The following is a 14,534-nucleotide window of genomic DNA, read 5'->3' as shown; positions in this document are numbered from 1 at the left end:
TTTCAGCCCGTGTGGCTGGGGCCCGTGTGTTACCAGCACAAGCCAACTGCGTTGGAGGTGAACCAAGTTGGCTACGTTCCGTACAGGACGGAAGACCCACCAGGCTGTGCTTCCTCAGCAGCCTGCTCTGGAATTCGGCCCAGCAGACAACCCCGGGATCAGGGACGAAACGGGGGCCGAAGACCGCGATGCGGTACCCGGTGCGGGACATGTGCGAGGGGAGACCGCCGCGCCTTCGCCTGGGCACGGTGGCGTCACCCCCGACCGTCAGGTCCGGGAGGAGGGCCGTGAGGCCCACCCGTGTGTGTTCGTCCTCGACCGGCACGGCACACCGTTGCAGCCCACCACACCCGCCAGGGCACGGAAGCTGCTGAAGTCCGGGCGGGCGGTGGTAACCCGGCACACCCCCTTCGTCATCCGCCTGAAGGACCGCACCGCGGCAAAGAGCGAGGTCGACGGCGTAGAGCTGGGCATCGACCCCGGCAGCAGACACACCGGCCTGGCGGTGTTCACCGCACAGGCCGGACAGCGGCGGGGCCGGTACGCGGTCCAACTCGACCACCGCGGCGCACAGATCCGCAGGAAGCTCGAGCAGCGGGCCGCGTACCGGCGCGGGCGCCGGTCCCGCAACCTGCGCTACCGGGCGCCGCGGTTTCTCCACCGACGCCGCCCAGAGAGTTGGCTGGCGCCGAGCCTGCGGCACCGGGTGGAGACCACCGTCTCGTGGGTGGACCGCCTCTCGCGGTGGGCACCGGTCAAGGCGATACATGTGGAGCGAGTGGCGTTCGACACACACGCCATCAGCGCCGGTCGCCCCCTGGAGGGGGCCGAGTACCAGCACGGCACCCTGCACGGCACGGAGGTACGTGAGTACCTGCTCGCCAAGTTCGGCCGGGCCTGTGTGTACTGCGGTGCCACCGAGGTGCCGCTGAACATCGACCATGTCCATCCCCGCTCCCGTGGCGGCAGCGACAGGGTCTCCAATCTCGTCCTGTCGTGCGTGCCGTGCAATCAGGCCAAAGGCAACCGTTCGGTGGAGGAGTTCGCCCGCCCGGCCGTCGCCGCCCGCATCAAGGCCCAGGCGAAGGCACCGCTGCAGGATGCCGCCGCCGTTCAGAGCGTCCGCTGGGCGCTGTGGCGCGCCCTGGAGCAGCGGCTGCCCACACATGTGGCGTCGGGCGGCCGTACGAAGTGGAACCGCACCCGCAACCACCTGCCCAAGACCCACACCCTCGACGCCCTGGCGGTCGGCAAACTCGACACCATCACCGAAACCGTCACCCAGGTCCTCATCGCCGGGTGCACCGGACGAGGCACCTACACACGCACCCGCCCCGACAGACACGGCTTCCCCCGCCTGAGCCTGCCCCGGCACAAGCAGTTCTTCGGCTTCCAGACCGGCGACCTGGCCCGCGCCGTCGTCCCCACCGGCAAATACGCCGGCACCTACACCGGCCGCGTCGCCGTCCGCGCCTCCGGCAGCTTCGCCATCCGCACCGCCCACGGCCTCATCACCACCCGACACACGCACCTCCACCTGCTGCAACGCGCGGACGGATACGCCTACACCACCCACCCCGAGAAGCCCTCCCACCCACTGCTCCGCCGTACCGCCGCGGAAGGACAGGACGAGCTTCCCCCCGCCCGAAGGCGGGAGTTCCCACGCAAGGAGTTCCCGATGAGTCCGGCAAGTTCGCGCACATCACGCACGACGGCCGCGCCGGCCGGGGCGGAGGACCCCAGAAGGTTGCGGGCCCCCGATCGCCGTGCGCTGATCGCCCGCATGATCCAGACCGACGGGGCCGTCGTCGTCGAGGAACTGGCCCGCTCCCTGGACGTCACCCCGTCCACGATCCGCAGGGACCTCGCCCTGCTCACCGAGCAGGGCACCATCGCCCGCACCTACGGCGGCGCGATGAGCGCGGGCCATACGGCCGAGCCGACGCTCGGCCAGCGCAGCGGCCTGGCCGTCGCCGAGAAGGACCGCATCGGGCGCTGGGCGGCCGCCCGGATCGCGCAGGGGGACACCGTCATCCTGGACGCCGGCACCACCACCGGACGGCTCGCCCACCATCTGCGCGGCCGGACCGAACTCACCGTCATCACCAGCGGGCTGACCGCCCTGCGGGAGCTGGCCGAGGCGGACGGCATCGAGCTGATCACGCTCGCCGGGACGCTGCGCCACGTCAGCCAGGGGTTCGTCGGCCCGCTCGCCGAGCTGACCTTGACCCGTCTCACCGCGGACAAGGTGTTCCTGGGCGCCGACGGCCTCGATGCGAAGCTCGGCATCTGCGAGGCCAGCCTGCAGCAGACCGCGCTCAAGGAGCTGATGGCCCGGCGCGGTGGACAGGTGTACGTCCTGGCCGACAGCAGCAAGCTCGGTCAGTCGCCCTTCACCGCCTGGGCCCCGCTGACCGGGCCCTGGACGCTGGTCACCGACAGCGGGGCCACCGATGACCAGCTCGCGCCCTTCCGGGCCCTGCCCGAAACCGAGGTCGTCACCGTGTGAAGGTGTGCCTGCCCGAGCCCACCTCGAAGGGCTTGTCCTCGCCCGGCAGCCGGACCTCGGCCCGGGTGTTCGGCGGCACCAGCACCTCGACGACCAGCCGCTCGCCCTCGTAACGCCAGCCCGCCTCGGCCCGCCCGTACGGGGTCAGATGGGCGGCCTCGGCGTAGTCGAGACCGCCGCCGGGGACGGGCTCGATCCGCAGCCGCCGCCAGCCGGGGGCGGCCGGGGCCAGGCCCGCGACGGTGCGGTGGAGCCAGTCGCCGACCGCGCCGAGCGCGTAGTGGTTGAAGGAGGTCATCTCGCCCGGGTTGATGGTGCCGTCGGGCAGCATGGAGTCCCACCGCTCCCAGATGGTGGTCGCGCCCATGGTGACCGGGTACAGCCAGGACGGGCAGCCCCGCTCGAGCAGCATCCGGTAGGCGAGCTCGGGCTCACCGGCCGCGCAGAGCGCGTCGCAGATCAGCGGGGTGCCCGCGAACCCCGTGGCGATCTTGAAGTCCGCGTCGCGCACGATCGCGGCCAGCCGCGCCCCGGCGCCCGCCCGCTGGCGCTCGGTCGGCAGCAGCGCGAAGCACAGCGCCAGCGCGTAGGCGGTCTGCGCGTCGGAGGACAGCCGCCCGGCCGGGGTCACGAACTCCTCCTGGAAGGCCGCCCGCGCCTCCTTCGCCAGCTGGTCGTAGCGGAGCGCGTCATCCGACTCGCCCAGCAGCCGGGCGGTCTTCGCCAGCACCTCGGCCGAACGCACCAGATAGGCGCCCGCCACCAGGACGCCGTCCGTACGGGCGGCCTCCGGGCGGTCCGGCGGGGCCGCCGGGTCGAGCCAGTCGCCCAAGTGCCGGTGGTCGCGCCACAGCCCGCCGCGCTCGCGCGCGTACCGGGCGGCGGTCTCCACCCAGCCGCGCATACCGGGGTACTGGTCGCGCAACACCCCCAGATCGCCGAAGCGCTGGTGGAGCACCCACGGCAGCAGCACCGCGACATCCGCCCAGACGGCCTGCGCCCTGGGGAAAACCTCGAACTCCGGCGGAACGGCGTCGGGCACCACGAGCGGCGGCACCTGCTCGGGGTGGGCCAGCTGTTCGGCTGACAGGTCGCGCAGCCAGCCGGCGAGCATGCCGGAGCAGTCGTACAGGAAGGCGGCGGTCGGCGCGAACACCTGGATGTCGCCGGTCCAGCCCAGGCGTTCGTCGCGCTGCGGGCAGTCGGTGGGGATGTCCAGGAAGTTGCCGCGCATGCTCCACACCACGTTCTCGTGCAGCCGCTCCACCAGCGGCTCGGAGCAGGAGAACCAGCCGGTGCGCTCCATGTCGGTGTGCACCACCACGGCCCGCACGTCCGCCGGGTCCAGCGGCCCGGGCCAGCCGGTGACCTCGGCGTAGCGGAAGCCGTGGAAGGTGAAGCGCGGCTCGTAGGTCTCGGGGCCCCCGCCGCGCAGGGTGTAGACGTCGGTGGCCTTGGCCTCGCGCAGCGGCCGCACCCCCAGCTCGCCGCCTTCCAGCACCTCGGCGTGGCGCAGGGTGACGGTGTGCCCGGCCGGTCCGCTGACCGTGATGCGCAGCCGCCCCACCAGGTTCTGGCCGAAGTCCAGGACGGTACGGCCCGACGGGGTGGTGATCACCTCGACCGGCGCCAGGGTCTGGACGCGCCGCACCGGCGGCCCGGTCGGCGCCACCAGCTCCCCGGCCGGGGGGTCGGTCTCCTCGGCCGGGCTCCAGCCGTTGGTGTCATGGCCCGGGCTGGACCAGCCGTCGCGCTCCAGGCGGGCGTCGTACACCTCGCCGTCGTAGATCTCCGAGCGCAGCAGGGGGCCGGTGGCCGCCCGCCAGTCGGAGTCGGTGGCCACGGTCTCCCGTGTCCCGTCGGCGTAGCGGATCTCCAGCTGGGCCAGCAGTGAGGTCCGCTCGCCCCAGATGGCGCGCCGGCCGCCGTTGAAGCCGATGCGGCCCGCGTACCAGCCCTCCCCCAGCAGCGCGCCGACGGCGTTCGCGCCCTCGCGCAGCAGGCCGGTCACATCGTGGGTCTGGTAGCGCAGCCGGTGGGCGTACGAGGTCCAGCCCGGGGCCAGGACGTGGTCGCCGACCCGTACGCCGTTGAGCTCGGCCTCGTACACGCCGCAGGCGGTGATGTACAGCCGCGCGGCGGCCACCGGGCCGCGGACGGTGAACTCGCGGCGCAGCAGGGCGGCGGGCAGCGGGCCTTCTGCCTGGGGCCCCGCAGGGGTGATGGGGCGGGCCGTCCAGTCCTCGGGCACCAGGAGCCCCGCCTCCGCGTGGGCGGGCTCGGACCACGCCGAGGGCTCGTCGGCGCCGGTGCCCCAGACCCGGACCCGCACGGACACCCGCTGCCGGGAGCGCAGCGCCGGGCCCGGCCAGGGGACGAGTACCGACTCCGCGGACTCAACCCGCCCGGGCGCGGCGAGTTCGGTGCCGTCCTCGGCGTACACCCGCACCTCGTAGGCGGTCTGCCGCCAGTCCTCGGCGTCGGTGGCGGTGCGCCAGCTCAGCCGGGGCTCGGGCTCGCCGATGCCGAGCGGTTCCCGGTGGTGCTCAAAGACGGGGGTGGTGACCTGCAACGCTCGTTCCCTTCCTCAGGACTCGGGCCCTGATGAGTCGGACCGGATGAGTCGGACCGGGCCGAACAGACCCGTGCGTACCTGACCCGCCGCGACGGCGCGGGTGGGCGAGGCGTCGTCGAGATACCCGGCGAGCGTGCCGCTCACCACGATCTCGATGTCGTTGTCGCCCGCCCTAAGGGCGTCGGTGACCTCGACCGCCCACGGCCCCCAGACCCGGCGGCCGACCGGGGTTCCGTTGACGCGGATCTCGGCGGTGCCGCGGACCTCCCCGAGGTCGAGGAGGGTGCGCCCGGCCGGGGGCTCGGGCAGGCGGGCGGTGGTGCGGTAGCGGACCCGCCCGCCCAGGGCGCGCAGGCCGAGCTCTTCCCAGGCCACGAGCTCCACCCCGGCCTCGGCGACCTCGGCCTCGATCGCCGCGTCGAGCAGCGCGCCGCCCCGGCGGCCGTCCACCGCGACCACCTTGAGCAGCACCCGGGTGGCGGCGGCCAGCGGGGCGGGCAGCCGCACCCACCCGTCGCCGTCCGCCGTGTACTCGCGGCCCTCGACCAGGACCGTGACGCTCAGCGGGGTGGGCACGCGCAGCGCCGTCGTGCCGAGCGGGGCGGGGAAGCGCAGCCACTCCTCGCGCTCGGGCCCGGGCGCCAGGTCCGGTACGAGCGGCAGGGCTACTCCGTCGGGGGCGGCGGCAGGCTCCAGCCAGTGGGCGCCGGGCAGCGGGTGGGCACGGGCCCAGGAGCAGATCCACCGCGGATCGCGGCCGCCGCTCGCGATCCGCAGCCGCAGCGGCACGGGCGCGCCGTCGCGGCTCGCCTCCCAGCCGCCGCCACTGCCGTCACTGCCACTGCCGCTCCCGCTGATCCAGCCGAGGCCGCCGCGCGCCGCCGGGGCCGAGTCGAGGGCCGCTCCGGTGGGGGCCCCGGTCCCCGCGTCGGTGACCCGCAGCGTGAGGGTGTTCTCGCCGGCGCGCAGCAGTTCGCCGAGGTCGTACGCGTGGACGCGGATGTCGCGGTGGCCCGGATAGGGGGCGAAGTCGCCTTGGCGGCCCACCTCGACGCCGTTGACCAGCACGGCACACGCGCCGTCGGCGGCGACCTGGACGACCGGGTCGTCCGGGACCCGGTCCAGCCGGGCCCGCAGCGTCAGCTCGTGGGTGCGGCCGGGCACCGAGCCGTCCCCGGCCTCCATCCACTCGGGGCGGCGGAACGCGTCCGGGTCGCCGACCACCGCGAACGACGCGCGCACCGGCCCGTCCTCGACGGCCGTCAGCTCGATCTCCAGGGCGACGGTCCGGCCGCGGGCGGACGGCGGCAGCGGGCTGAGGGTGCGGTACCCCTCCCCCGCCACGGGCAGCTCCGCCCCGTCGAGCAGCACCCGGCGGAGCGCGCCCGCGCCCACCACGAGGCTCAGCCCGTCGCGGTCGGGGATCGTCAGATGCGTACGGACCGCGACGCGGCCGCCCGCGGGAACGGCCCGCCAGTCCAGGAACTCCTCGGGGACATATCCCTTGGGGCCCAGCCGCTCGTCGTGCAGCGGGTCGTCGGGGATGCCGCGCGACAGCGACCACACCGCGGGCCGCCACGCCTCCGAGTCCGGGCCTCTGACCAGCGCGAACGGGCCGAAACCGGCCGTGACGGGCGACCAGCCCGCGTCAACCTTGTGTTCCAGCCGCCACACCTCGATCGGCAGCACCCCCGTGCGGTGCGCCGCCGCGAGGTCCCCGTCGCTGTTGTCCAGGGTGGAGGTGGCGAGCCCGCGCCAGGGGCCGGGCAGCGGGATGGTGCCGGTGGTCGGGCCGAGGGGGGCGCGGGTCGGCTCGGGCAGCTCTTCGGCGAGCACCACCAGCGCCACCGCCCCGTCCTCGAACGGCACCTCGAGGAGCCAGGCCCCGTCCGGCGCCCGGACCACGGCCACCTCGGTGCGCTCTCCGGTGCCCGGGTCCCAGCGCTGGGCACGCGGCCGGGCCTGGCCCTCCAGGCGCACCCGGGCCGTACGGCCGTCGGCGGGGACGAAGTCGTAGCCGTCGGTGCGCAGTCGCTCCCAGTACCGCTCCCAGGAGAAGCCGTCCGTGGGCCAGTCGCCCATCGGGAAGGCGACGATCGGCGCCTTGGTGCCGCTGCGGTCGTCATGCGCGATCAGGGCGAGGACCAGCGCGTCGCCGTGGCGGCGGAGCAGGTACGGCGCGTCGGCGTCCACCCGCACCGGGCCCCGGGCCACCGCCGCGGGCACCTGCTCGGCGCTCCCGACCACCGTCACCAGGCCACGCGCGACGGCGTCGGCGAACAGCCGGGCGGCCTCCGCGCTGTTGGTGTCGTCGGTGCCGGGGCCGCCGGGGAACAGCTCGGGCGCCCGGGCCACGCACACCACCCGGCCGCCCGCCGCCGCGAAGCGGACCAGCGTACGGGCCGCCGCGGCGTGCAGGGCGGACGGCCCGGGCAGCACCACGGTGCGGTACCGCTCCTGGCCGATGACCAGGGCGGGGCCCGCCTCGTCGGCGGTCACCTCGCCTGAGGCGAGCGTGTTCTCGTCGAAGGTGTCGTGGTCGAGCCCCGCGCGCTCCAGCACCCCGCGGCGCTCGGCGAACCAGCAGTTGACGCCGTTCAGCTCGTGGTAGAGCCGCCCCGCCTCCGTCGCCGGGGCCAGTGGGCCGTCCAGCGTGAGGTAGGCCTGCGCGGTCGTGGTCGGCGACAGCAGGACCGTGTCGCACACGTGGGTGCCCTCGGTCAGCACGGAGCACAGCCGCGCCACGGCGGTGGCGAACACGTGGTACGAGGACCAGTACGGCTGGCGCCAGCAGGTGGACGGCGGCGCCCACTCCCACCAGCCGCCGACGGTGCTGTAGTAGACGGCGTGCGGGTCGTAGAGATTGGCGCCGCGGCGCAGGAAGGGCGCGAGCCAGTCGTAGGTCTCCTCCAGCGTGCCGCCCCAGCCGGAGGAGTGGAATGCCTCGATCCAGGTGCGCCGGTGGCCGAGCGCGTGCGCCATCGAGCTGTGCGCCTTGGCGTCGCCCCAGTGGTCGCTGCCCGGCGCCCCGTATCCGGCGTGGGTGCCCTGGTAGTCGCCGTACACCCGCACACCGCCCACCGGGTCCCCCTCGCGGGCCGGGGAGGGCTGGTCGAAGCCGCAGACCAGGCCGTGCCGGGAGAAGAACGCCTCCTGGGGGTCGAAGAAGGCCCGGCGGCCCAGCCGGGCGCGGTGTTCGTGGTAGTCGCGGCGCACCCGCGCGGCGTGCGGGTCCTCGCCCTCCCACAGCGCCCACAGCTCGGGCACCAGGTCATAGCCGTACACCTCGGCGAAGCTCGCGGCGAAGTCGCGGCCCCAGGTGGGCATGGCGGGCAGCTCGTCCTGGAAGAAACCGCCGATGGCGCGGCCGAACCACTTGCCGACGTGCCGCTCCAGGGTGCCGTGCACCCGGTCGAGCAGCGCCGCGCAGGCGGCCTCGCCGAAGTAGTCGAAACCGCTGACCCCGCTGTGCACCAGGGTGATCTCGGCGGGGCCGCCGCTCCAGCGGGCCGCGCCGCCGGCCAGGGGCACCGCCACCCGCCCGGCCGCGGCGCCGCCGCCCCGGGTGGGGACGGCGGCGGGGACGGCGTACGCGGCGAGCGGGGTGTGGCCGGTCGGCGGCCGCACCACCGTCTCGCCGCCCTCCGCCGCAACGCTCGTACGGTAGAGGGCGAGCCCGGCGAACTCGGGGTTGCGGGCGGTGAGTTGGCCCTGGAAGTTGGCGCCGGAGAAGCCGATCTGATCGTACATCCACAGGCTGAACCCGAGCTCGTCGGCGTCCGCGCAGGCCCCGTCGAGCAGCCGCAGCCACTCCTCGCTCAGATACGGCGGGTCGTCCGCCAGCGAGCCGAAGGTCGGGCCGGTCGGCGCGAGGCACATCACCACGGCCTGCCGGATGCCCTGGGAGGTCAGCTCCGCCATCTGCCGGCGCAGCCGCTCCCGGGTCACCTTCGCACCGCTCCACCACCAGATCGGCAGCGGCCCGTATTCGGGTGCGGGGTCGGTGAACCGGGAGAGCAGTTCGTCCGCGGACCGCGTCACGCGGCCACCCGGCGCTCGGCCTCGATGCGGTCCAGGGACTTCCCGGCCGTGTCCGGCATGAAGAAGTAGCCGATGCCGCCGCTGATGACCAGGAACGCGGTCAGCAGGGCCGCGATGGCGGTGATGCCCGTGTCGGCGAGGTGGGGCACGAAGTAGCTCCAGATGCCCAGGCAGGTGCGCGCCGTGCCGAAGGTGAAGCCCTGGGCGGTGCCGCGCAGCATGGTCGGGAAGAGCTCCTGGCTGAACGTCTTGTAGACCGCCTCACCGGCGATCGAGGCCCCCACGCCGAACAGGAAGGTGTTGAGGAGGATCGTCGGCACGGTGAAGGGGAACCACAGGAAGAGCGCGTAGGCGGCGATCTGCATCACCGCTCCGATGGCCCACAGCATCCGGCGGGTGCGGTGGTCGCGGTCGGTCAGCGGCATGAACACCAGCACGGTCGCGGCGATGCCGACGCCGAACCCGGCGCAGGACAGCGCCACGCTCGTCCCCTGGCCGCCCGCGCCCAGGTTCTTGACCATGTACGGGGTGAACAGGCCCGCGGTGCCCGCGGCCAGGTTCCAGAAGAGGTAGAAGCTCCCGGTCCACAGCAGCGCCTTCAGATGCGCCCCGCGGAACAGCTCCCGCACCCCGGCCGCCGCGGCGGCAGCCCCCTCGGCCGCGCTGTTCGCCTTGCTCGCCGCGGCCTTCCACACCGCCGACTCGGTCATCCCTCTGCGCAGCGCCCAGGTGACCAGCGCGACCACGAACAGATGGAGGAAGACGATGCGGATGCCCAGCAGATCCAGCGGGGAGAGCGCGAGTGCGAGCAGGAGCACGATCATCGGCCCGACGTTCCAGGCGACCTGGGTGAACCCGAGCAGCTTGCCCCGGGCCCTGGCCGGTGAGAACTCCCCCACCAGGGCCAGCGAGGTCGGCACGTCGGCACCCACCGCCACGCCCACCACGAAGGTGCCGATGAACAGCATCGCCGGGTTGACGGCGAGCGCGATCAACAGGATCGCGGCCGCGTAGACCAGCAGATCCCACTGGTAGATCCGCTTGCGGCCGAGCTTGTCGCCGAGCCGGCCGCCGATGAAGGCCCCGACCGCCGCGCCGATGGCGTTGGGCCCGATGGCCGCGAGGGCGCCGACGCCGGTGAGGCCCGAGTCGCTGAGGCCGAGTTCGTCCTGGAAGAGCGCCAGGCCCGCGCCCAGCGCCACGATCGACCCCGCATCCAGATACGAGGCCATGCCGGCCAGGACCGACCACTTCCACTGTTGACGGCTGACGGTGCCCTCGGCGTCGGCCGAGGGCGCTTGGGTGGACTGATCCATGGCCATCCGGTGGCTCCCGTCTTCTTTGACATGCTCCGGAGTCCCGATTCGGAGAGTACGTGTGTAGAACGTTCTCCGAATTGAAACGACTCAAAGGTGAGGCGAGGACGGCACGGTGGTCAAGCCGCGTGCAGGTAACAATGCGGAAAAGCGCGCGGCCGGGCATCGGCACCCCGCCCCGTTCGACGGCGTACAGTGGCGTTCCGTAGACCGTTTCACAGGACCGTTCTCACCGGAAACACCGACCGCCGTGAGACGCGAGCCCACCGGAGGGAGAGACCCGTGGCCCCCACGAGCGGCAAGCGCCGCGTGACGATCACGGACGTGGCGCTGCACGCCGGGGTCTCGACGTCAGCCGTGTCCAAGGTGCTGCGCAACGCCTACGGCGTGAGCCCCGCCATGCGCGAACGGGTGCGCTCGGCCATGGCCGAGCTCGAGTACCGCCCGCACGCGGCCGCCCGCGGGATGCGCGGCCGTACGTACACGATCGGCGTGCTGCTGGACAACATCCGCAACGCCTTCTTCGCCGACATCCTCGACGGCGTCAACACCGAGCTGCGGGGCGGCGACTACCAGGTGCTGATCGGCGCGGCCGGCTTCGGCGAGGAGGACCAGACCAGGCTGGCCCGGGCCCTGGTGGACCGCCAGATGGACGGGCTGATCCTGATCGGCCCCGGCTTCCCGCGCACCGAGGTGCTGCGGACGGCGGCCACCGTGCCCACGGTGGTGATCGGCCACCACGACGTGGCGGACGAACACGACTCGGTCGTCGACGCCGACGCCCTCGGCGCGGGCCTGGTGGTCGACCACCTGGTCCGGCTCGGCCACCGCCGCATCGCCCTGACCTCCACCCCCGGAAACCGGGGCAGCGGCTGGTCGGGCACCCCCGAGCGGGTCCAGCGCCGCGGCTACCACGAGGCGATGCGCCGGCACGGGCTGCAGGACCTGGCGCGGGTGGCCATGACCGCGTTCTCCGAGGAGGGCGGCTACCGGGCCGGGATGGAGCTGCTGGCCTCGGCGGACCGGCCGACCGCCGTCTTCGGGGGCGCGGACGTGGCCGCCATGGGCGTCTTCCGCGCCGCGCGTGAGCTGGGGCTGCGGATCCCCGAGGACTTCTCGCTGGTCGGCTACAACAACACCGCCGTCGCCGCGCTCGCCCCCGTCCGGCTCACCAGCGTCGACCAGGCGGGCGGCCTGATGGGCACGACGGCGGCGCGGCTGCTGCTGGAGCGCATCGAGGGCCGCACGCGGTCCGTGCTGATGACCGTCTCGCCCACCCTGGTCGTCCGCGGCACCACGGGCCCACCGCCGCCCGCCGACGGCTAGACGCCCGTGCGGGCCGGGAGCGGTGCTCCCGGCCCGCACGGGGTCAGCCTACGAACACGCGGGTGTCAGTCCACGAACAGCAGGTCGCGCTTGGCCGCCGAGGAGGCGAGCGCAGCGGCGAAGTTGTCCTCGACCTCCGCCTTCTCCGCCGCGTTGGGGTTGGGGTTGGTGCACGAGGTACCGGCCGTGGAGCCGGACATCAGGCTGGAGCAGGGGCCCGGCTTCATGTCGGGCAGGCCCAGGATGTGGCCGAGCTCGTGGGACGAGATCCGCACGGTGTTGTAGCCCTGGTCGACGGCCTGCCGCCCGAAGTAGATCGTGCCGCTGCCCAGGCTGGTCGTGGCGGTACGCGGCCAGCCGTTGTCCGCGATGATGCGGATGTTCGCCCGCTGCCCCGAGGCGACCGGCTTGAGCTCCACGTTCGCCACGCTGTCGTTCCAGATCGCGGCGCCCTTGGTGACGGCGTCCTTGAACTCCGCGGCCTGGGACGAGTCGTACGTCAGCACCCTCGCGGCGATGACCTGCTGCTGCGCCGGCCCGGACGCGGGCGCCGCCACCGCCTGGCCGCCCGCCAGGACGAGCACCGCCGCCGCGGCGGCGGGTAATGCGCGCAGGGCTTTGCTGGATCTCACGATCGGCCTCCTCGTGGGGTAAGGAACGGAACGCGGTTGACGCGGGCATGACTACTCCGTCTGCCTCACGGCCACACTGCCCACTCACAGCCATCCCCAACCGGTGCACACCGGCGGTCCTCATGCGGCGCGATTCACCCTTTCGGCGGTCCCCCGGCCACCACCGGGAGGAACCCCCTAGACTCGCCGGGTGGCACTCCCCGAGAACGATCCCCTCACGAACGGTGACATCAGCGATCCGGCCCCCAGCAGCCCGGACACCGGAGAACCGGACACGAGAAGAGAACCGGACCCGGGCGATACGAGTGACGCGCTGCGCGTCCTGCGCCGGGTCTTCGGCTACGACGCGTTCCGGGGCGATCAGCAAGAGATCATCGACCATGTCGTGGCCGGGGGCGACGCCCTGGTCCTGATGCCGACCGGCGGCGGCAAGTCGCTGTGCTACCAGATCCCCGCGCTCGTCCGCCGCGGCGTCGGTGTCGTCGTCTCCCCGCTCATCGCGCTGATGCAGGACCAGGTCGACGCGTTGCGGGCGCTCGGCGTACGGGCCGGGTTCCTCAACTCCACCCAGGACCTGGACGAGCGGCGGCTGGTCGAGGCGGAGTTCCTCGCGGGCGAGCTGGACCTGCTGTACCTCGCGCCGGAGCGGCTGCGGGTGGAGTCGACGCTCTCGCTGCTGGGCCGCGGCTCGATCTCGCTGTTCGCCATCGACGAGGCGCACTGTGTGGCCCAGTGGGGGCACGACTTCCGCCCCGACTATCTGGCCCTGTCCGAGCTGCACGAGCGCTGGCCCGACGTGCCCCGCATCGCGCTGACCGCGACCGCCACCGAGGCCACCCACACCGAGATCGCCTCGCGGCTGAAGCTGCAGGACGCCCGCCATTTCGTGGCGAGCTTCGACCGGCCGAACATCCAGTACCGCATCGCGCCCAAGAACGACCCCAAGCGGCAGCTGCTGGAGCTGCTGCGCACCGAGCACGCGGGGGACGCGGGCATCGTCTACTGCCTGTCGCGGGCGTCGGTCGAGAAGACCGCCGAGTTCCTGGTGAAGAACGGGATCGAGGCGCTGCCGTACCACGCGGGCCTGGACGCCCGGACCCGGGCCGAGCACCAGGCGCGGTTCCTCCGGGAGGACGGGCTGGTCGTGGTCGCCACGATCGCGTTCGGCATGGGCATCGACAAGCCCGACGTACGGTTCGTCGCCCATCTGGACCTGCCCAAGTCGGTCGAGGGCTACTACCAGGAGACGGGCCGGGCCGGGCGGGACGGGCTGCCCTCCACCGCCTGGCTGGCCTACGGCCTCCAGGACGTCGTCCAGCAGCGCAAGATGATCGACGGCTCGGAGGGCGACGCGGCCCACCGCCGCCGCCTCGGCGCCCACCTGGACGCGATGCTGGCGCTGTGCGAGACGGTCGAGTGCCGGCGGGTGGGGCTGCTCGCGTACTTCGGACAGCAGAGCACGGCGTGCGGCAACTGCGATACGTGTCTGACGCCCGCGGAGTCCTGGGACGGCACCGTCGCCGCGCAGAAGCTGCTGTCGACGGTGGTCCGGCTCAAGCGGGAGCGGAACCAGAAGTTCGGCGCCGGCCAGGTGATCGACATCCTGCTCGGCAAGAAGACCGCCAAGGTGATCCAGTTCGACCATGACGCCCTGTCGGTGTTCGGGATCGGCACGGAGCTGCGCGAGGCCGAATGGCGGGGTGTGGTGCGGCAGTTGCTCGCTCAAGGGCTGATCGCCGTGGAGGGCGACTACGGCACGCTGGTGCTCTCCGAGACCAGCGGCGAGGTGCTGGGCGGACGGCGCCAGGTCATGCTGAGGCGCGAGGCGGAGCGGGCGCCACGGGCCGCGAAGGCTTCCTCGTCGTCCGCCAAGTCCGGCCGCGCCGCCGCCCCGGTGGACCTGCCCCCGGAGGCGGTGCCGCTGTTCGAGCGGCTGCGCGCCTGGCGCGGGGCCACCGCCAAGGAGCAGGGCGTCCCGGCGTATGTGATCTTCCATGACGCCACGCTGCGCCAGATCGCGACGCTGTCGCCGACCACCCTGGCCGAGCTCGGCGCGGTCAGCGGCGTCGGCGAGAACAAGCTGGCCAAGTACGGGGAGCAGATTCTGGAGACGGTCGCGGCCACGGAAGAGTGAC

7 protein-coding genes are annotated in these 14,534 nt (G+C 73.3%); 3 read left to right on the top strand and 4 right to left on the bottom strand.

Annotation, left to right across the window (positions count from 1 at the left end):
* Nucleotides 1-211: 211 nt before the first annotated feature.
* Entirely contained in the window at nt 212-2,509 is a 2,298-nt protein-coding gene (gene iscB / locus ACFZDL_RS28365) for an RNA-guided endonuclease IscB (protein ID WP_353591845.1), read from the top strand.
* On the opposite strand, the gene ACFZDL_RS28360 is transcribed toward iscB, so the two are convergent.
* Genes ACFZDL_RS28360 through ACFZDL_RS28350 form a run of 3 tightly spaced genes read right to left on the bottom strand, consistent with a single transcriptional unit; the run spans nt 2,499 to nt 10,447 of the window.
* The gene (locus tag ACFZDL_RS28360) at nt 2,499-5,081 is read right to left on the bottom strand and encodes a glycoside hydrolase family 78 protein (RefSeq protein WP_353591846.1); all 2,583 of its coding nucleotides are present in this window, start codon (nt 5,079-5,081) and stop codon (nt 2,499-2,501) included. The two genes, iscB and ACFZDL_RS28360, sit on opposite strands and share 11 nt — an antisense overlap.
* 15 nt (nt 5,082-5,096) lie before the next feature.
* Nucleotides 5,097-9,125: a hypothetical protein gene (locus ACFZDL_RS28355; RefSeq protein ID WP_353591847.1), complete on the bottom strand. Its 4,029-nt coding sequence runs from the start codon at nt 9,123-9,125 to the stop codon at nt 5,097-5,099.
* Nucleotides 9,122-10,447 carry an MFS transporter gene (locus tag ACFZDL_RS28350; protein WP_353591848.1) on the bottom strand — a complete coding sequence of 442 codons (1,326 nt, stop codon included), beginning with the start codon at nt 10,445-10,447 and terminating at the stop codon, nt 9,122-9,124. Before ACFZDL_RS28350 ends, ACFZDL_RS28355 begins: the two co-directional genes overlap by 4 nt.
* A 276-nt stretch (nt 10,448-10,723) precedes the next feature.
* Between ACFZDL_RS28350 and ACFZDL_RS28345 the strand changes: the two genes are divergently transcribed.
* The gene (locus ACFZDL_RS28345) at nt 10,724-11,767 is read left to right on the top strand and encodes a LacI family DNA-binding transcriptional regulator (protein WP_353591849.1); all 1,044 of its coding nucleotides are present in this window, start codon (nt 10,724-10,726) and stop codon (nt 11,765-11,767) included.
* Between the two features lie 65 nt (nt 11,768-11,832).
* On the opposite strand, the gene ACFZDL_RS28340 is transcribed toward ACFZDL_RS28345, so the two are convergent.
* The gene (locus tag ACFZDL_RS28340; RefSeq protein ID WP_353591850.1) at nt 11,833-12,399 is read right to left on the bottom strand and encodes a snapalysin family zinc-dependent metalloprotease; all 567 of its coding nucleotides are present in this window, start codon (nt 12,397-12,399) and stop codon (nt 11,833-11,835) included.
* A gap of 313 nt (nt 12,400-12,712) precedes the next feature.
* Here ACFZDL_RS28340 and recQ point away from each other — a divergent pair, with 313 nt between their 5' ends.
* Complete coding sequence (gene recQ / locus ACFZDL_RS28335) at nt 12,713-14,533, top strand: DNA helicase RecQ (protein ID WP_353591919.1); 1,821 nt, start codon at nt 12,713-12,715, stop codon at nt 14,531-14,533.
* Nucleotide 14,534: the final 1 nt, after the last annotated feature.

Origin of the sequence: Streptomyces sp. NPDC007917 (genome assembly GCF_042959105.1) — a bacterium.
GTDB lineage: Bacteria > Actinomycetota > Actinomycetes > Streptomycetales > Streptomycetaceae > Streptomyces.
This window is presented reverse-complemented; position numbering and strand designations above follow the sequence as displayed.

What these genes read in the sequence shown, in the direction of transcription:
- ACFZDL_RS28350 (WP_353591848.1), bottom strand. Translation starts at nt 10,447, where the DNA reads ATGGCCATGGATCAGTCCACCCAAGCGCCCTCGGCCGACGCCGAGGGC.